Annotated in this window: 16 protein-coding genes; 8 read left to right on the plus strand and 8 right to left on the minus strand. The window is 59.9% G+C overall.

What is annotated here, in order from left to right; all coding sequences use genetic code 11:
- Positions 1-92: 92 nt before the first annotated feature.
- From ACNJX9_RS14745 to ACNJX9_RS14765, 5 genes are all read right to left on the minus strand, one after another.
- The gene (locus ACNJX9_RS14745) at positions 93-842 is read right to left on the minus strand and encodes a cephalosporin hydroxylase family protein (protein WP_439409366.1); all 750 of its coding nucleotides are present in this window, start codon (positions 840-842) and stop codon (positions 93-95) included.
- The gene (locus tag ACNJX9_RS14750) at positions 839-1585 is read right to left on the minus strand and encodes a formyltransferase family protein (RefSeq protein WP_439409367.1); all 747 of its coding nucleotides are present in this window, start codon (positions 1583-1585) and stop codon (positions 839-841) included. The genes ACNJX9_RS14745 and ACNJX9_RS14750 overlap by 4 nt, the downstream gene beginning before the upstream one ends.
- A 4-nt stretch (positions 1586-1589) precedes the next feature.
- On the minus strand, positions 1590-2714 hold the full coding sequence (locus ACNJX9_RS14755; protein ID WP_439409368.1) for a DegT/DnrJ/EryC1/StrS family aminotransferase: 1125 nt from the start codon (positions 2712-2714) through the stop codon (positions 1590-1592).
- A gap of 125 nt (positions 2715-2839) precedes the next feature.
- A complete protein-coding gene (locus ACNJX9_RS14760) occupies positions 2840-3883 on the minus strand; it encodes a glycosyltransferase family 2 protein (RefSeq protein ID WP_439409369.1) in 1044 nt (347 codons plus the stop codon).
- Complete coding sequence (locus tag ACNJX9_RS14765; RefSeq protein WP_439409370.1) at positions 3883-4743, minus strand: hypothetical protein; 861 nt, start codon at positions 4741-4743, stop codon at positions 3883-3885. Before ACNJX9_RS14765 ends, ACNJX9_RS14760 begins: the two co-directional genes overlap by 1 nt.
- Before the next feature lie 135 nt (positions 4744-4878).
- Between ACNJX9_RS14765 and rfbF the strand changes: the two genes are divergently transcribed.
- The 7 genes from rfbF to ACNJX9_RS14800 all read left to right on the plus strand — a co-directional run bounded on the left by rfbF (position 4879) and on the right by ACNJX9_RS14800 (position 15326).
- A complete protein-coding gene (gene rfbF, locus ACNJX9_RS14770; RefSeq protein ID WP_439409371.1) occupies positions 4879-5688 on the plus strand; it encodes a glucose-1-phosphate cytidylyltransferase in 810 nt (269 codons plus the stop codon).
- The gene (gene rfbG / locus ACNJX9_RS14775) at positions 5685-6791 is read left to right on the plus strand and encodes a CDP-glucose 4,6-dehydratase (RefSeq protein ID WP_439409372.1); all 1107 of its coding nucleotides are present in this window, start codon (positions 5685-5687) and stop codon (positions 6789-6791) included. Before rfbF ends, rfbG begins: the two co-directional genes overlap by 4 nt.
- A complete protein-coding gene (locus tag ACNJX9_RS14780) occupies positions 6685-8013 on the plus strand; it encodes a methyltransferase domain-containing protein (protein WP_439409373.1) in 1329 nt (442 codons plus the stop codon). Before rfbG ends, ACNJX9_RS14780 begins: the two co-directional genes overlap by 107 nt.
- Positions 8014-8015: 2 nt before the next feature.
- Positions 8016-8840: a glycosyltransferase family A protein gene (locus tag ACNJX9_RS14785; protein WP_439409374.1), complete on the plus strand. Its 825-nt coding sequence runs from the start codon at positions 8016-8018 to the stop codon at positions 8838-8840.
- 17 nt (positions 8841-8857) lie between these two features.
- Positions 8858-10912, plus strand: a complete 2055-nt coding sequence (locus ACNJX9_RS14790) for a hypothetical protein (protein ID WP_439409375.1) — start codon at positions 8858-8860, stop codon at positions 10910-10912.
- 319 nt (positions 10913-11231) lie between these two features.
- A complete protein-coding gene (locus tag ACNJX9_RS14795; protein WP_439409376.1) occupies positions 11232-12893 on the plus strand; it encodes a carbamoyltransferase family protein in 1662 nt (553 codons plus the stop codon).
- Positions 12894-13112: 219 nt separating this feature from the next.
- Entirely contained in the window at positions 13113-15326 is a 2214-nt protein-coding gene (locus ACNJX9_RS14800) for a hypothetical protein (protein WP_439409377.1), read from the plus strand.
- Positions 15327-15500: 174 nt separating this feature from the next.
- Here ACNJX9_RS14800 and ACNJX9_RS14805 read toward each other — a convergent pair whose 3' ends face one another.
- Entirely contained in the window at positions 15501-16724 is a 1224-nt protein-coding gene (locus ACNJX9_RS14805; RefSeq protein WP_439409378.1) for a phenylacetate--CoA ligase family protein, read from the minus strand.
- Positions 16725-16810: 86 nt separating this feature from the next.
- Between ACNJX9_RS14805 and ACNJX9_RS14810 the strand changes: the two genes are divergently transcribed.
- Complete coding sequence (locus ACNJX9_RS14810) at positions 16811-17962, plus strand: AGE family epimerase/isomerase (protein WP_439409379.1); 1152 nt, start codon at positions 16811-16813, stop codon at positions 17960-17962.
- A 65-nt stretch (positions 17963-18027) separates the two neighbouring features.
- Here the strand turns inward: ACNJX9_RS14810 and ACNJX9_RS14815 are convergent, their stop codons facing one another.
- Together ACNJX9_RS14815 and ACNJX9_RS14820 are read right to left on the minus strand one after the other, a co-directional pair.
- Entirely contained in the window at positions 18028-18867 is an 840-nt protein-coding gene (locus ACNJX9_RS14815; protein WP_057749298.1) for an ABC transporter ATP-binding protein, read from the minus strand.
- 145 nt (positions 18868-19012) lie between these two features.
- Complete coding sequence (locus ACNJX9_RS14820) at positions 19013-20299, minus strand: ABC transporter substrate-binding protein (RefSeq protein WP_439409380.1); 1287 nt, start codon at positions 20297-20299, stop codon at positions 19013-19015.
- Positions 20300-20327 lie beyond the last annotated feature (28 nt).

Below are 20327 nucleotides of genomic sequence, written 5' to 3' on the forward strand. Positions count from 1 at the left end.
CGAAAATCGCGACTCTTCTGCGCCACGCGTTCTGGCGATCGAGGATCGGTATGCTGACAGTGGCGGTGGGCCGCCATCCGGCCGTTTGGAGCTCAGCGAATCCGCTTGAGGTACCCGTCTGGGGCCACGGTGATCAGCAGCTTGTGCTGGATGCTTTTGTCGATTTCAAACTCCGGATGACGTGCAAGGAAATCCCACGCCGCAGTCTTTGCATTGTTGCCTCTGCTCCAGGGACGATCAGCGAAGGCGTCCTCCGGCATATCCTCGATGACGGTATCAAACACGATACAGTAGCTTCCAACCGTCGTCAGGTCTGCGTAGGCCTCCAGCTCGGCAAGCACGTGGTCGTGCGTGTGGTTGCTGTCGAGGATCACGAGCACGCTGCGTTTGCCGGCAGCCCTCGCTTTGACCGCAGAAACCACTTCGGGTGCGACGCTAGAACTCTGGATCATGGATATTCGTCGTGCCAACGGATGGGCTTCAATCGCCGCGCGGTTGTGCGCGCGGATATCGATGTCGATGCCCAGCACTTGCGCATCTTGCGGTCCGCCCGAAATCGCGTTCAGCTCCAATAGCGACGCGGATAAAACCAGCGAGCCGCCGTGGGCGATGCCGGTTTCGATAACAAGATCAGGCTTGACCGACCAGATGATCTCCTGGAGGGCAAGGACGTCCTGCGGATATTGGATGACGGGACGTCCCATCCATTCAAAATGGTAGGAATATTTTGCACGATTGGCGCGATCCATCCACGATCTCGTCGCAGCGGCAAGCTCGGGATCGGTGCCCATCAGGGCAATCTCATCGGCGCATTCGCGCTTGAACTTCTCATGCTCGCTCATCGCGACTTCCTTTTGATATCGACGCGGACTTCATACACGTCACCGCCGTCTGTGAAAGTGCATGCGGGATAGCCTGGAAACGTACGGGCGCGGATCCGGTTCAGCAGATCGCGCGCCTCGCAGGTCTGGTCCAAAATGATCGAGCTCGCCGGCTCCAGCTCGTATCCGCGGTGGAACGTGCCGATCGCCAGGTTCTGCTGCCGTGTCTCGAAATCCAGGCTGCGGAGCCGGGGATAGGTTTCCTGAACCAGCGTCAACATCGCATCCGTCGCCTTGCGGTACAGCGATTCGCCGGTATCTTCCCAATCGTAGGGAATTTCGAGCTGCGCGACGATATCGCCGCTGTCCACCCCTTCGTCGACCATGTGCAGGCTAACGCCGAAGGGCACGCGATCGACGATCGACCAGAAATTGTAGTGTTTGCCCCTGCCGTAAGGCAGCAGACTAGGGTGGGTATTGATAAAGCCGCGTCGTGGCAGCCGGAGCAGCGGCTGCCGGATGAGTTTCGGCCACCACGCAAGCAGACCTAGATCGAAGGTGAGTCCTTCGCTTGCGGCAAAGCGCGAGACCTGCTCGGAGGACTCAAACACCAGCGTGCGCAGCTGCGCATTGCGGGCACTCGCAGCGATATCGTTGTCGTTCGTGGTGACCACCAGCGCAATATCGCTCCTATGATGGGCAACAAGCCAGAGGGCAACTTCAGAGCCGACATGGCCATCGGCAAACAGCAAGAGCTTGATCAATGTCTCACTCCTCTCGCAACATTCCGCGCGCCACCGCAATCACGCGATCCTGGTCCTCTGGCGTCATGTCATGATAGCTCGGCAGGTTGATCGCACGGTGGGGGATGTCGTGCGCATGTCTGTTGTCCGGCACGTCGTCGAACATCGACAGTGACGACAGAGGATGGAAAAACACGCGGGCGTCGATATTGTTCGCCGCGAACGCCGCAACCAGCTTCTCGCGTGTGACTCCGCTCGATGGGTCGAACACAACGGTGGGCATCCAGGCGCCGTTGATGATGTTGGTTGGCTCCGGGTTCATCCGCACACCGGGCAGACCCTGCAGGCGGTCACGGTAATAGTGGAAGATCTGCTGCTTGCGACCGGTCAACTCGGCAATACGCTCCATCTGAGCGCAACCCATGGCGGCCTGCACGTTTGACATCTTGTATTTGAATCCGACGGTATCGGGCCAAAACTGTTTGGATTGCGTGCGCGATCTGCCGTGGTTTGAGAGCGTCAGCACCCGCTCGTAAAGCGCGCCGTCGTTCGTCACGAACATGCCGCCCTCGCCAGTTGTAACCGTCTTCGTGCCGTGAAAGGAGAACGCCCCGAAGGCGCCCATGCTGCCTGCGCGTTTGCCGAAATATATGGAGCCGATCGCTTCCGCAGCGTCCTCGATCACGGGAATGCCGTGTTTCTCGCCAATCACGAGGAGGCGGTCCATGTCGCACAGGTTGCCGTAAAGATGGACGGCCAGGATAGCTTTCGTCTTCGGCGTAATCGCAGCCTCTACCAGATCGGGATCAATGCACCAGCTGTCCGGTCGGATATCGACAAACACCGGCTTGGCGCCGAGATGAATGATCGGCGCGGCTGACGCGATCCAATTGGTGTCGGCCATGATGACTTCGTCGCCGGGGCCAATCCCAAGCGCTGCCATCCCCATATGCAGCGCGCCGGTACAGCTGGACGTAGCAATCGCATACGATGTGCCTAGGTGGGCCTTAAAGGCGGCTTCGAAGCGATTGATGTAGTCATAGCAGCGCTCGCCCCAACCATTTGCGGCGGCGTCCGTAGCGTATCGGACTTCCAGCTCGGTAATGGAGGGTTTGGTGTAGAGAATACGCGATGGCTTGGTTGTATCCATGCTGGCTTGCTCCGAAATGCGACCCATCAGAGCCGGTTCTGAAGAACGAAGACAGGATCGGGTCGATCGGATGCGTGCTTGTCATTGGGGCCGGCGGGCCAATGGATCATCACGTTACCTCTCGGCTAAGACCTGCCATAATGAGGCCTGTCATGGTTTCCGGTCCAGAGAACCTCGATCGGTTGGCCGCTCACGGCTGTGGCACCGCCATCGGTCCCTTGCTGAATCGAGTGCTCGATAATGGCCAGTGGCTTATCCTTGACCTGATTGTAGATCCGCTGCACGTAGAATCCCTGAATTGCAAATAGAAACGACACGGTGGCCATCGTTCCTAGCTGAAGCAGTGCCAGTGTCATGAATCCGAGCGGCATTGGCCTGTCGCTTGTGATCCAGGCGAATAGATAGACACACACCAGCACGCTTGCTGCAGCCACCAGCAACAGCCCCAGATAGCTTGAGAGCCGCAACGGAATGGTAGTGTGATTGGTGATGCCGTCGATTGCCAATTTGAAGAGCTGTGAAAGACCGAATTTCGATTGCCCATGTGCTCTCGACGAGCGCTCGTATGTTATTCCGATCTGCTTCAGGCCAAGACTGGCGATCGTGCCGCGCAGATAGGGATCATTGTCGTGCAATGCGCAGACCACGTCCACGACTTGTCGGTCCAGTAGACGGAAATCACCGGCGTCGTGCGGCAGGGCATCATCGCTCAGATGATTTATGAGACGATAAAAAGCCATCCGCGCGGTTTTCGTCGGCAGATCTTCCTCGGGGCGCCGCCGCACACCATAGACAATGTGATACCCCTCTTTCCATTTCCCAAGGAACTCGAGCAGAAGCTCGGGCGGATCCTGCATATCGGCATCGATTTGCGCGACCGCATTGCCTCGTGCCTTGTGGTAACCGACGAGAATAGACTTCTGGAATCCAATATTGCGCGAGAAGCGAAAGATGCGAATGGTGAGTACGCCGGGATCGATCTGAAGCGCCTGCTGCTTGAGCTCTTCAAGCGTCTTGTCGGCAGAGCAATTGTCGTTGGCCACGATCTCGGTTGCCATATCGAACTCTTCGCGGATGCGCCGGGCCAGCGCGGATAGCCGCTTGAACAAGGGTTCGATGTTCCCTTCCTCGTTCAGGGCTGGAACAATAATGGAGACCAGACCGGCCATCACGACCTCACCACGTTCAGCTTCTTGAACCAGCAAATGACTCCCTCAATCGGATCGCGACTCGCGGCAAGATAAGGGCTGCGCTGATAGATGCTTTCGAACACTTCGCCATGAGAATGGATCTTGGAACCGATTTCCAGCAGATCAATTTCGTTGAAGTATTTGAAGACGGCAGAGGCGAGGTCACGCAGGCGGATCGGCTCCGCGGAGCTCAATTCGATCATTCTATCCCGACCGCCCCCGGAGAGAAACGAGCAGATGCTCTCCGCGATATCCTGGACATGATGATATTCGCGCAGCTGCGTTCCGCCGCTCATCCTGAACCGCTCCTTCCGAAGAAGCGCTTCGAACATCTGACCGGCGAACATGAAGGGATGGGGCCTCTTGCTTCCACCATAGAGCGTGTGCAGCCGGATATGGTGCCAGTGCAATGCGTTGCCTGCACCGGAGAGGGCCTCAAACATACGGGACTTGGACGCCAGATAGGCATTGGATGACGCCAGCGCACCATGACTTTCGAGCACCGATCCGATCGTCACCAAGCGTACCCTGCCTGGCGGTGCCAAGTTGCCCAGAAGAGCATAAAGGCGCCGTGGAAACTCGACGTTGATGGCCTCGATAATGGCGGGATCGGCGCCTGGATCGACTATGCCTGCCGCGCAAATCCAATCCTGCGCGACGCCAGGTACGAGCAACGATGAAACGGCTTGATGCCCGTTTCCTTCCAGTACTTGGCTGACGAAGCCACCGGTCGCAAGCTCGACGCGAGTTCCTGACCGCGCCTCGATTGCGGCTCTTAGCGCAGTACCGAGAAAACCCGAGTGTCCAATCAGTACAGCGTTGCGATTGGCGCCGTTCATGTCACCCTTGGATCAATCCGGCCTTGCGAGTCCCCCCGGGACCGTGCCCAAAAATGCGCGTTTTGCTTGAGCGACCGGGGAAATGGTTATAGAGGACTGCCTTTGACGTCAAGGTATGCCTTCATAGGAGGATCGATGAAGCGTTCGGGGAAGAGCAGTGACCTTGGGGTTATAATCCTCTGTGGCGGACAGGGTACGCGCCTGCGCGAGGAGACCGAGTTCAAACCGAAGCCGATGGTAACCATCGGGGGGCGCCCGATCCTCTGGCACATCATGCGGATTTACAATCATTTCGGCTGCAACGATTTCCATCTTTGCCTGGGCTACAAGGCCGAAATCATCAAGAACTACTTCCTGAACTATCGATCGAACACCGGCAGCTATCGCGTCCACCTGGCCGACAATCACGTCGAACACCTCGGCTCACCGGAGCGGGTGGAGAACTGGCGAGTGTCCTTGATTGATACCGGTATCGAGACCTTAACGGGAACGCGCGTGAAACGCGCGCTTGGCGTTCTCGACGGCGAGCGCTTCTTTCTGACCTATGGCGACGGCGTGGCCGACATCGATGTTGATCGCCTGCTCGAGCATCATTTCGCTTCGGGCAGGCTGGTGACGGTCACAGCGGTCCGACCGTCTTCAAGGTTCGGCGAACTCGATCTCGAGGGGGATACCGTGCGCAGCTTCGTCGAGAAGCCGCAAGTGGGGTCCGGCTGGATCAACGGTGGCTTCATGGTTTTCGAGCGGTCGGCGTTCGAAATGCTCGCGAGTGACGGCAACGATCCTCTCGAAACGTCTGTGCTCGAAACGCTGTCCCGGGAAAACCAGGTCAGCGTGTATCGACACAGCGGTTTTTGGCAATGCATGGACACCTTTCGCGAGATGCAATTGCTCGAGCAGTTGTGGGCGGAAGATCGGGCCGCCTGGCGCATGTGGAAGTCATGACCGAAGCCGGTGAGGTTCTGGATCGCCGCTTCTGGAACGGGAAAAAGATACTGCTGACGGGGCACACGGGCTTCAAGGGCGCGTGGATGACCATGTTGCTCCGCAGGCTCGGAGCGCGCGTTGCAGGGGTGTCGCTTGAGGCCGAAAACCCGAGCCTGTTTGAACAGGCTGGGCTGGCAAAACGCATCGAAGCTCATCACGTGGCCGATTTGCGGGATTTAAAGCAGATCCAGGCCATCGTGGATGCAGAGCGGCCCGAAATCGTCATCCATCTCGCCGCCCAGTCGCTGGTCCGCTTCGCATATCGATTCCCTGCCGTCACCTTCGACACGAATGTGATGGGCACCGTCAATCTGTTCGAAGCATTACGTGCGCAGAAATCGGTGCAAACAGTTCTGACCACGACGACCGACAAGGTTTATCATAACCAAGAGCTTGGGCGGCATTTCATCGAGAGCGACCGCTTGGGCGGCCACGATCCCTATAGCGCGAGCAAGGCTGCCACCGAGGCGGTCATCGCCGCCTATCGCGCCTCCTATCAGCAGCCTAATGGCGTGATTTCTCTGGTGGCGCGGGCCGGCAACATCGTCGGCGGTGGCGACTGGGCCCACGACCGCCTGATCCCGGACGCCGTTCGCGCCGCTTTTAGCCACACTCCATTGAGCGTTCGAAGCCCGTCATCGACCCGGCCTTGGCAGTTTGTGCTCGATGCTCTGGTCGGCTACCTAATGCTGATCGAAACTGGCGCCCGACAAAAGCAGATAATCGCTGATCCCAACGACGCTGCGTACAATTTCGGCCCGCTGCCCGATCAACCAAGCGCGGCGGTCTCGGAGGTCTGCAGCTGGATTGCCGAGATCTGGCCCGAGCGCTTCAGCTGGAACGTCGTCGCCGCCAATAGTGCAATGAAGGAAAGCAAGCTCTTGCAGCTCGACTCCCGCAAAGCGGTCGACGTCTTGGGATGGCAGCCTCGCATGTCCTCCCGCGAGGCGGTCATTGAAAGCATATCCTGGTATAAAGCCGTCCATTCCGGCAGCGACCCATACGAGCTTTGCCAACAACAGATTGAGCATCGACTTGCCCCCGTCCGTACTTCGATCTAGCCATTGCCGCTCCTGCGGCGCGGAACTGCGCCAGGAAATCATCGATTTTGGCGCGATGCCGATCTCCAATGCGCTGCTGCGTCCGCAGGACGTCGCTGCGGGTGAAAGATTCTATCCACTGCGAGTCATGGCTTGTGAGGCATGCCATTTGGTCCAGCTCGCGGAAGACCTGCCGGCCGATACTCACTTCCACGGCAACTACGCTTATTTCTCATCCTTCTCTAATTCATGGCTGGCGCATTGCGAGGCCTTCGCCGATGAGGCCATTCGACGCTTTTCCCTGCAGGAAGGAGATGTCGTCGCCGAAGTTGCCTCCAACGACGGTTATCTCCTGAATTTCTTCAAGAACCGGGGGATGCAGGTATTTGGCGTCGAGCCATCGGAAAATGTTGCCAACGCGGCACGTCAGAAGGGCATCCCGACCGAGACCGCGTTTTTCGGATTAGAAACCGCTGAGCGGCTCGCAGCCGGTGGGCTGAAACCCAAATTGATGGTGGCGAACAACGTATTTGCGCATGTTCCCGACCTGAATGACTTCGCTGCAGGCTTTGCCCGGCTCTTGCAGGGCGAGAGTGCGCTAACAGTTGAGGTGCACTACTTTCTTTCGCTGATCAAGAACTCGCAATTCGATTCATTTTACCACGAACATTACAGCTACTATACTGTCCGCGCTGCGGTGGAGCTTTTCAACCGGCACGGTCTTCGCGTTTATGACGTCGACTTTCTGCCGACGCACGGAGGCTCGATACGCTTGTACGTCTGCCGCGAGGCGGCGTCCTTTGCGCAGTCTCGGCAGCTGTCCGAGACGCTGTCGCGTGAGCGCACCGATTTCTCTGCGGCAATTTTGGGCGCCGCCGCCTTTCGGGATCGCATCGATCGCATCAGCGATGATCTACGCCGCTTCCTTATCGACGCGCGTCGCTCAGGACGCAAGGTTGCCGGCTTCGGTGCGCCCGCAAAGGCGACCACGCTGCTGAATCACGCGCGGATTACAAGGCACCTGCTGCCGTTCACCGTCGATAGTAATCCCAGCAAGCAGGAACTGCTCATCCCGGGTGTCCATGTACCGGTTTTTGCGCCGAGCATTCTCGACAGTGAATGCCCGGACTTCGTGCTGGTGTTGCCGTGGAATCTCCGGGAAGAATTGTTGCGGCTGTTCGCGGCACGTCGTGAGCAAGGCACCAAAATCGTGTTCGCCGTACCTGAGCTTGAGATCGTTTAGCGATGCCTGGATCAAACAAGACTATTCAGGTCTATATTCCGGTCTACAACGATATTCGCTTCCTGCCTGACGCTGTTGCATCCGTTTTGATGCAGCAGGATGTCGACGTCGAGGTGATTGTCAGCGACAATGCAAGCACCGATGGGACGTCGGAATGGCTGGCAAACGCAGCCTCGACCGAGCCTCGCCTCGTGGTTCACCGCAATCGTGAGAACCAGGGGATGATGAACAACATCAATCGCCTTGGCGAGTTGGTCACTGCCGATTATTACATGTTTCTTTGCAGTGACGACCGCCTCGGCGCGCCTGATGCACTGAGCAGCGCGTTCAAGGTAATGATGGATGCGCCTGACGTCGTGTCGGTGTATTGCGACATGCTTTACATCGATGGCCTGGGTAGGACGCTGGCGGCACGGCGCTTCGACCGCGTCGGCCGCTTCGACACAGCCGCCACGCTGAAGGCCTCGATTATCTCGGGCAGGAATCTATTCGGTATTCCGCTGCTACACCGCCGGTCAGCAGGAGGTGCCATCACCTATCCCGAACATTTCAGCTACCTCGCGGACGTGTATCATTCGGCCAAATGCGCCGAGCATGGTTCACTGTTTCATTTGCCGCGACAGCTCATTCACAATCGATACTCGGGGGGCAATGCGACCGGCAAGCTCTATCGTTTGAGCTTGCTGCAGTTCAATGCATTGGCCGACGACTTCGGCATCAAGCTGTCCCGGACTGAGCGATTGCTGCAACGGCTGCAAACCCATAAGACGGTACTGAGCAAGGCAGCGTTCATGCGCTACGCCGGCTGGCGCTCGCGGCGAAGATGAGGAATGGGCTCGCGAACGTGCTGATCACTCAACGGTTGATCGAGGCGTCGGCTTCGAAGCTTGGTGGAGACGAGTCGCACATCACGCTGACCTCGAGTCCCATTTACTTCTCGGCTGTTTTCGGGTGGAGCATGTCGGCGGTTTCGGCGGTCATGTGCGCCGTCGTGCGCATGCCGTTGGGCGGCCCTCATTGGTCCGTCTTCGTCAAGGCGTTCCTGCTGGCTGCCGCGATCATATCCTGCGCAACCGTCCTGACCATCAGATGCGTCGAACAGCGGCGCAGTGGCTATGCTCCGGTGCTCCTGTCCACGCTCGCGGTGATTTTCCTGCCATGTCTGGCCTGGTTGATCGGAGCAGCGACCGACATCGTCGCCTACCCCTTGCTGTTAGGACTGGTGGCATTCGGAGCGCGACAGGTCATAGCCGCCCGCGATATGCCGGGCAGTCGATTCATGCTGGCGCTGACATGCGGCTGTGTCGCCGGCGTTGGTTATTTTTTCGTGGTGAATTCAAAGGGCTATGCGACTGTTCTTACGCCGGAGCAGGCCGTGGTCGGTACCCAGCATCTCGACACGCTCTTCCACGCTGCGATCGCCAACATGCTGCTCAAGTATGGCGCTCTGAGCTTCGGGCTCGATGGGCTAACTCCGATCAAATACCATGTGCTCTCACACATATGGCTGGGCTGTCTCGGCATATGGCTTCGTGTCCCCACGCTCGACGTCTATTATATCGGCGCTCAGATCGTTGCTATTCCGATGTTGCTTTTCAGTCTGGCGTTGGCGGTCCACCTGCTGCGGCCACGGAAAACCGGATCGGACGATGGCGCGCTCATCACGTTGGTTCCACTTTTGCTCCTGTTCGCCGCCGACCTTTGGGGATGGACGTCCTATCTCGTCTCAGAGTCTTACTTTGTGTCGATCATCCTGCTTTTGCTCGCGTTGCCGTTGTTGGCAGAAATTGCCGCGGACGAGTTTCGGTTGCGTCCCAGCTTACAGATCTCGGGACTCGTCATCACCGGAATCCTGATCCAGCTCTCAAAGGTTTCCGTAGGTGTTATATTTTGGGGTGGTACCGGTTTTTTGCTCTGGCGGCAGCAGGGCTTGACACTTCGGGCCCTGATCAAGCTGGCTCTGCCAATTCTCCTGCTCGTCGCGCCGCTCGCCGCGATCTTTTCGCCGGATGCAGGCTCATATTCTCGCGGGTTTAGCCCCATTCGTTTCGTCGTGGATTATCCGCGCGGCGCATGGCCGAACATCGCGGCACATCTCGTGCTACTATGTGCTGCAGCGAAGGTATGGTTATCGGGCTCTGCGCGCGATAGGAAAATCGCGGAGACGTTTGTCATCATCATGGTCGGTTGTCTTCTGCCGGCCCTGCTGCTCGACATCTACGATACCGCCTACTATTTCGTAAATGTAGGGACATGGGGTTGCATCGTATTTGTAAGCGCCTACGGCCCGGTCATTTTTGGTGAACGCGGGCTTCGCCTTCTGACGCCTGGCATTGTCATTCCGGCTATCGTTCTCGTGGCGCTGGCTACCGGCGAAAAGAGGAGTAGCCTCAAGAAGGTTGCGCTCCAGTTCGAAGACCTCCGAACGCGAGTGCGGACGTTGAACGGAGAAGGTGTCGGCACGGACATAAAGACATGGCAAGGCCTTCTTGAACTCCTGGCTCCTGGCCATCCCGCGCGCGCAGCGCTGGCGGACGACGTAAAGCGGACATCCGGAGCGCAGGCGAAGCAGACATTATTGTCCGTAGGGCTGGCGCAGGATCGCCATGCCGCCGTATTCGTACCTCCCGACAATTCGGCCTACTGGAGCACTTATGAGGATTGCCGCGGCGATCCCTTTTTTGTTTCCGCGATAATCGGCGTGCCGCTGCTAAAGGGTCTCACTCCATCTGCTCTCAAATGCGGCCTTTATTCTCCTCCCGTTTATGCACCTGATGCTAGCTCTGCCCCAACGACGGACATCCAGCTCTGCTTGAGGGCTGCCAAATCGAAACTGACAACGGTAATCGTCCTGGGGGCCCCGACCGTCGCGCGCAAGATCGACTGTCCGCGTGAGTGACGCTGGTTATTTTGGCATCGACGACACCGCAGGTTCATAGCTCGGGGCGTCGTCGTGTCGATGGTAGCGAGAAGCCGATCTCGAAATTTTTCCCATGCTATGGGATGATTCCGCCCCTTTTCGGCGGACTCTGACCTCGCTAGAAGCAAGCGGTTGCCCGCCAGCCGTGCCGTAGCTATGCAGATCTGGGCGATTGCGGCAGCTGACGGTATGGCGGTTGTCGTGGGTGCCGATTGCGGGCGGACGTGGCGCTGCGACAGTGATCCGCGATTTACATTGCCCTCAGTTTCTATAGAAGGCCAGACGGAGGTATGCACGAATGTACGTAATTGGGATCAGCTCCGGCATCAAGCACGGCCATCATGACGGCGCCGCCGTCCTGCTGCGCGATGGTGAGTTGATCGCGGCCGCCGAGGAGGAGCGCTTCACGCTGGCCAAGCACGCGCGGGGCGAGCTACCGCGCGGCGCGATCGGCTTCTGCCTCAAGCAGGCCGGTATTACCATGCGCGACGTCGACTGGATCTGCTCGCCGCTGAAGACCTACACAAACTACACGCAGCGCCTGACCGAGTACTTCAAATATCAGTTTGGCCATAGTCCCAGGATCGAGCTCTACGACCATCACATCTGTCATGCCGCGAGCTCGTTCTATGGATCCGGCTTCCCGGAGGCGACGGTTGCGTGCTTCGATTTCTCCGGCGACTCCAGCTCCGGCCTCGTCGCACATGCGCGCGGCAACGACTTTCGCGTGCTGACGCGGTTCGGCCGCCACAACAGTCTCGGTCTTTATTACGGGATGCTGACCCAGTATCTCGGCTATCAGATGACCAATGACGAGTACAAGGTCATGGGTCTGTCCTCCTACGGCAGCCCCGAATATCTCGACAAGTTCGCCAAGCTGCTGCGCCCGAATGGCATCAATTACGAGCTCGATCCGGAGCTCGACAAGCGCCGGCGCGATGCGGACATTTTCACCAGCGATTTCTCGACGCGGCAGGAGCGCATCTTCACCGAGAAGATGGAGAAGATCCTCGGGCCGCGGCGCCTGCGCGGCGCGCCGCTCGACCAACGCATGACAAACATCGCGGCCAGCGGCCAGAAGCAGCTTGAGATTGTCACCACCGAGGTGATCAGGTCAGCGATCGCCGAGACAGGTTGCGGTGACGTCTGCATCGCAGGCGGCGTCGGGCTGAACTGCAAGATGAACATGGAGATTGCGGCGGAGCCGTCCGTAAAGCGTCTCTACGTACCGCCGGTGCCGCACGATGCGGGCGTGGCTCTGGGCGCCGCGATGATGAAATGCGCCGAGGCCGGCCACGCCATCGCGCCGCTGACCCACGCCTATTGGGGCCCGGAATATTCCAACGATACGATCCGGGAGACGCTAGACAAGATCGGCGCCCGCTTCGAATTGCTCGACGATCCCGTGGCGCGCTGCGTCACCGATCTGGCGGAGCAAAAGACGGTGGGTTGGTTCCAGGGACGCATGGAATACGGCCCGCGCGCCCTCGGCAATCGCTCGATCCTCGCCGATCCGCGCCAGGCCAGCATGAAGGACCGCATCAACCTCACGATCAAATATCGCGAGGAGTTCCGCCCATTTTGCCCGTCGGTACTGTACGAGCGCCAGGCCGACTATTTCGACGACGCCTTCGACGCGCCCTTCATGGTCGTGACCTTCCCGGTCAACGAGAAGGTCGCCGAGACCATGCCCGCAGTCGTTCACGTCGACAACACCGCACGCATCCAGAGCGTCCACGCCGATAGCAATTCGCTCTACAGCCGCCTGATCGGCGAGTTCGCGAAAGCAACATCGCTGCCCGTGCTGATCAACACGAGCCTCAACATCAACGAGCAGCCGACGGTGAATGCACCGTTGGAAGCTCTGCATACCTATTTTTGCTCCGGTCTGGACGTGCTGTATCTCGGGCCCTATCGGCTGTCGAAGCCATCGGGAATGGATCGGTCCGATCCTGGCTGAACGGGCCAATGGCGTCGTTCGCGAAGGGCACCGGGAAAGCAAAGAACATCCGGTGCTCCCAACAGGCAACGGGCAATCGAACAACGCGGATGTAGGGGCACGCTGACCCGCGCTGGCACACAAATCCGGCTTCTTCCAATAGGATTCCTCGTACGTCGAGGTCGTGGACGTGGAAGAGCAAAATCCTTTGTATACTAGAGAATTACAGACAGGCGAATAATGGGCATGCAAGCCAACCGTGACAATCGTCATCCCGCTCTGGTCTTACTTTGCCTGATCAGCCTCATCGGCGTTTTCGCTAGCCGTCAGTTCGTGGATCTGTGGCACGGACAAGTAGACACCGTGGGCCAGATCGAGTCGGTTTCGCTCTCTCTGTATGGTCGTTTTCATGGCGTCGCCCTCGTGACGGACGCCTACTCCGGCGAGTTCCCGACCTACTATAACTTTCTATCCGACTGGCTGATAAATGCGGTTGCGTGGGCGACTGGCCTTCCAACCTATTCAACTCAGGCCCTGATTTACGTTCCGTTTCTGATCGCATTCATGTTTCTTGGCACCTACTTCTCCGTCCGCGCAGTTGTAGGCGACCGGGGAGTTGCGTTGCTGTCAGCCGTTCTTGCCCTTGCGTCGGCCGAAACCCCGTTCGTTCACTATCTCTATGCTTTGCTTGAACCGTTCTCGGGGCTGCACGCGCCCACCGAAACGTTGATACCGCCAGCGCAAGCGATCGGCATTGCCTCTTCGCAAGATTTCGGTTGGGGCATGTTTCTTCCATCGCTCGCAGCGCTCTATTGCGCCAGACGACAAGGCGGAGTGTTGCTGACTTTGTTCGCAGGAGCGTTGCTTGGCGTCTGCTGTCTCGCCCACACGCTGACCTTTCTGCAGGTCGCGACGACGGCAAGTGTCTACGTCGCGTCCGCTACGATCGCAGCCCGTATCAGAGAGGGGCGACCGATCAATGCCCTCTTGAGAATTGCGGCAATGCTGGTGCTTACAACTGGTATCGCTCTTGTGAGCCAGAGAACCGGCGTATCGATGGTTAACTTCGCGGTTTATTGGTTCTTTTGCTTTATCATCTCGCTGACTGATTTGAGAAGTCTGAGCTTTGCCGCCGTTTATGGTTTTGCAGCCCTGGCCGTTGCGTCTCCCTATCTGCTTCAGGTCTGGCAGCTCGGATTGCAGGGCGGTGCATTCCAGTCCTACGATTCGCCTTTGCCCAAAACTGAATTCGTTCTGTTCCATCTCGGTTACATCCTTTGTGCCGTGCTCGTTTTCCTGAACGCGTCACGGCTCAAGCGTTCCGATGCCTTAATCTGGATTGCCGTAATGTTGATCGTCTCGATCGGGATGGGTTACGGCAAGATCTTTGGGTTTCAGAGCCATGAATACCGTTTTCTAACCAACGCCATTCTCCCATTGGCGGTCGTCTCTGGTTTCATCCTGATCATTCAGCCGTCAGCCAGCCGCAGGATCGCAATTGTTGCGCTATTGCCCCTTCTCATGCTGGGCGTGCTCCGCAATCTGTGGGCGACGGCGGGCACATTGCCAGATCTGGTTGGCAAATCGGTAGGAGCCTTCACATATCTTGGTCGCGCAATTCCGTTGCCAGAGGGAGCTTCGGCGCTGCTGGACCGTGTTCGGACTCAAACAGCGGAATTGCCGACAGGGAGCCGTCTGCTCTTGCCACCGGAATACGAGTATCCGCAGCAAGCCTACAGAAACGGCTTGCTCCTCGCTGTTTCACGATTTCCAAGCTTTATTCCCGATCCGCGATACATCATGTGGAGGGATCTCTATGCGGATCGAGTTGCCGTGTTCTGCAGCCTTTTCCCTGCCTATCAACATCTCGACGCGCACACGTCGTTGCGGCTGTGCGACGAAACGCCAAGGGAAATCGGGCCGAACCTGATCTTTGCTAATGCCGGGTTCGACGTACTTTCACTCTACAACATAAATTTGCTTGCATTCTTTCGTGGTCGGCAAGATAGCTACCTCGCTGAACGAGCCGCGGCTCTGGGCATGAGGCCGATCTATGACGCAGACGGCGGCATGCTTTGGCAAAGCTTGGCCAAGCCGGATCCCGATCGGCTTTCTTTTGGCGCAGCGTCCTACGCCGACCCCGTCCTCTCGCTTCCGGTTGTCGCGCCGCAGGCGGGAAAATATCTCGTCGTTCTTGCTGGTAGGTCGATAACCAAGCGCGTTCAGCACATCCAACTCGGCTCCGCGGTTGTTGAGCCGCGTCTACTGGGAGATGATGGGTTGGCGATAACGGCGGACTTGGAAGCGGGTGCGTCACAGATCACGCTCGCACTGATGCCCGATCCGCGCTTTCGCCTTGTTTTTCCGGCGCCGATCAGGCAGATCATAGGGGTTCGGCGAGAGGCGGCGGCGAAATTCCTGACGGGACCACGGTTGCAGGAATTACTGCGCTGACAGGCGGGCAAGATTGGCAGCGCGCTCTGTCCATCGCCCGCGCTTGGGCGCCTCCATGAGGTAAACAGCGCCGTGATTTAGGTCGTCATCACGATCGAGAAGGCAGCCGCGCCCTGATGTTCAATCGCGGCCGGCTGGGAGTATCATCAGCTGGCGGCGCGGTTTTCGAGAGCCTCAGCGCTCGTCCGCAATCACCTTGCCGTCGTTCGGCAGCGCCCCTGGGCTGACCAGCTCGACTGCGCCGCCGAGCTTGGTCACGGCGCGCAGGCTGCTGGCGACCTCTTCACGCAGCGCATCGTCTGATGCACCCGCCTCAGCCTTCAGCGTCATCGCGTCGGTCTCGCCCTGGCGGGTGACGACAAGGCGCAGCTTTCCAAGCACGGGATGGCGCCTGCCGATCTCGGCGATCTGCTCGGGGCGGACGAACATGCCTTTGACCTTGGTGGTCTGGTCGGCGCGGCCCATCCAGCCCTTGATCCGCATATTGGTGCGCCCGCACGGGCTCGTACCTGATAGGGAAGCGGTGAGGTCGCCGAGCGCCAGCCGAATCCAGGGATGATGCGGATCAAGTGATGTCACCACGATCTCGCCGACATCGCCCGGCGCCACCGGGTCGCCGGTGCCCGGTTTGACGATCTCCATGATCAGATCCTCGTTGACGACCATGCCGTCGCGCGCCTCGGTCTCAAATGCGATGAGGCCGAGATCGGCCGTGCCGAACGCTTGGTAGGCGTCGATGCCGCGCGCCTTGATCTCTGCCTGGAGCGAGGGCGGGAATGCTGCGCCCGAGACCAGTGCGCGCTTGATCGAGGAGACGTCGCGGCCAGCTGTCGCTGCTGCATCGAGCAGGATCTTCAGGAAATCAGGCGTGCCGCTGTAGCCAATGGGCCTGTAGGCCTCGATCAGCTCGAATTGCTGCTCGGTATTGCCGGGACCGGCCGGGATCACGGCGCAACCAAGCGCGCGTGCGGAGGAATCGAAGATAAAGCCGCCAGGGGTGAGGTGGTAGCTGAATGTGTTGAGCACGATGTCCTCGGGGCGGAACCCGGCGGCGAACAGCGCTCGGGCACCGCGCCAGGGGTCGGCCTGCCGTCCCTCCGGCTCGAAGATCGGGCCCGGGGAGGTGAACAGACGCGCGAACGATCCCGGGGCCGCCGCCACGAAGCCGCCGAAGGGCTGGGAGGCCTTGTGCAGGCCCGGCAGTTCCGATTTGCGCAGCACCGGCAGGCGCGCCAGCGCCGTCCTGGAGGTCACGGTGGCGGGATCGATGCCCTTGAAACGCTCGGCATAGGCCGGTGCGGCCATGGCGCTGCGCAGCACGTCCAGCAGGCGGGTGAACAAATCGGCCTCGCGCGCCGCATGCTCGCGCGTCTCGAGGGCGTCGTAATGGGCGGTCATGGCAGATCTTTCCGGGTTGGCATCCGTTGCACGCCGCCGCTCGCATGGGTATCAGACGGCCATTGGTTGGGCGTGGAGAGAACGCGATGGCGGACGAGAGCATTATTCCGGTGGAGGAGACGGCTGAGGTCGTCGCGCGCCTGAAGCGCCGCATGATCGAGGATGCGATCCCGCTGTGGTCGACCGTTGGCTGGGATCATCAGACCGGCGGTTTCATCGACCGCCTGCACCGCGACGGCACAGCCGACGCGGCCGCGCCGCGTCGCGTGTTCGTGCAGGCGCGGCAAATCTATTGCTACGCCAAGGCGGCGCAGATGGGGTGGTATCCGCAAGGCCGCGCCATCGCGCTGAAGGGACTCGAACACCTCTTGGCAAAAGCGAAGGCGCCCGACGGCAAGCCCGGCTATGTGCACCGGCTGACGCCTGATGGCGCGGTGCTGGATGCGCGGCGAGATGCCTATGATCACGCCTTCATCCTGTTTGCGCTGGCGACTGTCTATTCGCTCGACCAGGACGCGCAGGTCCGCGCCGAGATCGACGCGCTGCTTGCTTTCCTCGACGGCCATCTGCGCTCGCCGCACGGCGGCGTGCACGAAGGCCTGCCGGTCTCGCTGCCGCGCCGGCAGAACCCGCACATGCATCTGTTCGAGGCGATGATCGCGTGTTTCGACGCCACTCACGATCTGTCGTTCCAGAACAGAGCCGGCGAATTCTTCGCGCTCTTCCTTGCCAATCTCTACGACAAGCGCAGGTGCGTGCTCGGGGAATATTTCGAGGAGGATTGGTCGAAGATCGAGCCGGTCAGCGTCGAGGCCGGCCACCAGGCGGAGTGGGTCTGGCTGCTGAAAGGGTTTGAGCGCATCACGGGCTGTCCGACCGGCCAACGGCGCGCCGAGTTGCTCGCGACCGCGCTGCGCTATCGCGATGCGGCCACCGGCTGTCTCGTCGATGAGGGTGACGATGCCGGCAACATCCGTCGCGCGACGCGCCGGCTGTGGCCGCAAACCGAGATTGCGAAAGCGTGGATCGCGCAGGCCGAGTCCGGCGAGGCGGGCGCGGCGGAGGAAGCGCGCGCGGCGCTGGTGCGGCTCGAACGACATTATCTCAGCCATCCCGTGCGCGGCGGCTGGTACGACCAGTTCGACGGCGACGGCAAATCGCTGATCGACACCATTCCTGCGTCCTCGTTCTATCATGTTCTCTGTGCGATCATGGAAGCAGAGCAGGTGCTCGGTTGAGACTCTTTCGTGTTGACGCCTTTTCTTCACGCGAACCGGTTCCCACTTCGCTCGAAAACGCTTTGTCACAGCCAGCGCTTGCGCCGCTTGAAGCTCTTGAGATTCTTGAAGCTCTTGCGCTGGTCGCCGGCGCCGCCAAGATAGAATTCCTTGACGTCCTCGTTGTCGCGCAATTCCTCGGCGGTGCCGTCGAGCACGACCTTGCCCTGCTCCATGATATAGCCGTGGCTCGCCACCGACAGCGCGGCGCGCGCGTTCTGCTCGACCAGCAGGATGGTGACGCCGAGGTCGCGGTTGATCTTCTGGATGATGGAGAACACCTCCTTCACCAGCAGCGGCGACAGGCCCATCGACGGCTCGTCCATCAGGATCATCTTCGGGCGTGCCATAAGCGCGCGGCCGATGGCCAGCATCTGCTGCTCGCCGCCGGAGAGATAGCCGGCAAGGCCCGTGCGCTCTTTCAGGCGCGGGAAATAATTGAAGACCATGTCGAGATCGGCGTCGACCTCGCGGTCCCTGCGGGTGAAGGCGCCAAGCCTGAGGTTTTCCAGCGACGTCATGTCGGCGACGATGCGCCGGCCCTCCATCACCTGGAAAATGCCGCGGCGGACGATCTTGTCGGGATCGATGCCGGCGATGGGCTCGCCCTCGAACAGGATCTGGCCGCGCGTGACCTCGCCATCCTCGGTCTTGAGCAGACCCGATATCGCTTTCAGCGTCGTCGACTTGCCGGCGCCGTTGGCCCCGAGCAGCGCCACGATGGCGCCCTTGGGCACGTCGAGGCTGAGGCCGCGCAGCACCAGGATGACGTCGTCATAGACGACCTCGATGTTGCGCACGGCGAGGAGGGGCGGTGCGGGGACGATGCTGGGCGAGGGGCGCTCGATGTGAGCCGTTTCACTCATGGTCAGTTGCTTTCTCGGTGTCGTCACCCGCGAAGGCGGGTGACCCAGTATTCCAGAGACGCCTGAGGTTCCTCGAGGAGCCGCGGCGTACTGGATCCCCCGCTTTCGCGGGGGATGACAGTCGTGGGTGTGGAGACGGCGAGGCTCACCACCCCAGCAATTCCGGCTTGCGCGGCAGCTCGACCGTCTTGACCTTTTCGAGCTTGATCGTGCCCTTGGCCATGAGGTCGTTGAGATCGGCGTCGGTCGCGCCTGATATCTTGGTGCGATAGAGATCGACCTTGAGCGTGCCGCGATGGTCCTTGTCGGTCCAGGTCGAGGGATTGCAGACGCCTTCCATCCCTGCCGGCACCCAATCCTTCTTCTGATAAAAGCCCTTGGCGACGTTCTCGCCGGTGGCGCCGCCGTTCTTGGCGGCCCAGTCGACTGCCTCCTTCATGTAGAGTGCCGAGCAGACCGCCGCGACGTAGTGCACCGGCCGATAGACCTTGCCGGTGGGGTCCGACATCTTGGAAATCTCCATCAGCGTCTTCATGCCGGGCGCATCGCCGTTCCAGCTTACGGCGGTGCGCAGCGGGAAGATCACGCCATCGGCGGCGTCGCCGGCCGTCTTGGCGGCGTTCTCGTCCATGCCCCAGACATTGCCGAGGAACTGGATCTCGACGCCCGCAGTCTTGCAGGCCTTCATCACCGAGATGTTGGAGGCCGCGGTGTTGCCGAGATAGGCGTAGTTGGCGCCCGAGGATTTCAGGCTCAGGCACTGTGCGCTGTAGTCGCCCGGGGCGAGTGCGAACACCAGTGGCGGCAGCACCTCGAAGCCGAGCTCCTGCGCCATCGCTTCGCCGGCGGCCTTCGGCGCGTTCGGATAGGGGTGGTTGGCGCCCATGTGCACGAATTTCGGCTTGCCGGGCTTGCCCTTGGCCTTCCAGTCCTCGGCCGCCCACATCAGCATCGCGCGCAGCGAGTCCGAATAGCTCGGGCCGTAGAAGAAATTATAGGGCGCGGGCTTGGCCTTGCCGCTGGTGCCTTCGGGATCGGTCAGCGCCGCGGCATAAGAGCCCGACATGTCGGGGATCTTGTCCTGGGCGAGGAAGCCGGTCAGCGCTTCGGTGTCGGCGGTGCCCCAGCCCATGATCGCGGCGACCTTGCCGTCCGGTGCCGACCATTTCTTGTAGAGCGCGATCGCGCGGGGCACCTGGTAGCCATAGTCGTTGGTGTCGAGGTTGACCTGCTTGCCGCCGATGCCGCCGTTCTTGTTGACCCAGGCGAAGGTGTCGGCGACGGCCTGTCCGAACGGCGTGCCGACGTCGGAGGTGCCGCCGGAATAATCGGCGAGATGCCCGATCGCGATCTGCGCCTGTGCGCCCGCGGAGTATGCGGCAATCGCGAGCGCGAGCGATGCGGTGCTCAAAAGAGACTTCATCAACTTCATGGGTCGGTTCCTCCTGTTTATTGTTTAA

The organism is Bradyrhizobium sp. BLXBL-03, assembly GCF_051853015.1.
GTDB lineage: Bacteria > Pseudomonadota > Alphaproteobacteria > Rhizobiales > Xanthobacteraceae > Bradyrhizobium > Bradyrhizobium manausense.

Excerpts from the sequence above, each read along its gene's own strand:
- ACNJX9_RS14745 (WP_439409366.1), bottom strand. The coding sequence starts at position 842 with ATGAGCGAGCATGAGAAGTTCAAGCGCGAATGCGCCGATGAGATTGCC.
- ACNJX9_RS14755 (WP_439409368.1), bottom strand. The coding sequence starts at position 2,714 with ATGGATACAACCAAGCCATCGCGTATTCTCTACACCAAACCCTCCATT.
- ACNJX9_RS14760 (WP_439409369.1), bottom strand. The coding sequence starts at position 3,883 with ATGGCCGGTCTGGTCTCCATTATTGTTCCAGCCCTGAACGAGGAAGGG.
- ACNJX9_RS14765 (WP_439409370.1), bottom strand. The coding sequence starts at position 4,743 with ATGAACGGCGCCAATCGCAACGCTGTACTGATTGGACACTCGGGTTTT.
- rfbF (WP_439409371.1), top strand. The coding sequence starts at position 4,879 with ATGAAGCGTTCGGGGAAGAGCAGTGACCTTGGGGTTATAATCCTCTGT.
- rfbG (WP_439409372.1), top strand. The coding sequence starts at position 5,685 with ATGACCGAAGCCGGTGAGGTTCTGGATCGCCGCTTCTGGAACGGGAAA.
- ACNJX9_RS14785 (WP_439409374.1), top strand. The coding sequence starts at position 8,016 with ATGCCTGGATCAAACAAGACTATTCAGGTCTATATTCCGGTCTACAAC.
- ACNJX9_RS14795 (WP_439409376.1), top strand. The coding sequence starts at position 11,232 with ATGTACGTAATTGGGATCAGCTCCGGCATCAAGCACGGCCATCATGAC.
- ACNJX9_RS14800 (WP_439409377.1), top strand. The coding sequence starts at position 13,113 with ATGGGCATGCAAGCCAACCGTGACAATCGTCATCCCGCTCTGGTCTTA.
- ACNJX9_RS14805 (WP_439409378.1), bottom strand. The coding sequence starts at position 16,724 with ATGACCGCCCATTACGACGCCCTCGAGACGCGCGAGCATGCGGCGCGC.
- ACNJX9_RS14810 (WP_439409379.1), top strand. The coding sequence starts at position 16,811 with ATGGCGGACGAGAGCATTATTCCGGTGGAGGAGACGGCTGAGGTCGTC.
- ACNJX9_RS14815 (WP_057749298.1), bottom strand. The coding sequence starts at position 18,867 with ATGAGTGAAACGGCTCACATCGAGCGCCCCTCGCCCAGCATCGTCCCC.
- ACNJX9_RS14820 (WP_439409380.1), bottom strand. The coding sequence starts at position 20,299 with ATGAAGTTGATGAAGTCTCTTTTGAGCACCGCATCGCTCGCGCTCGCG.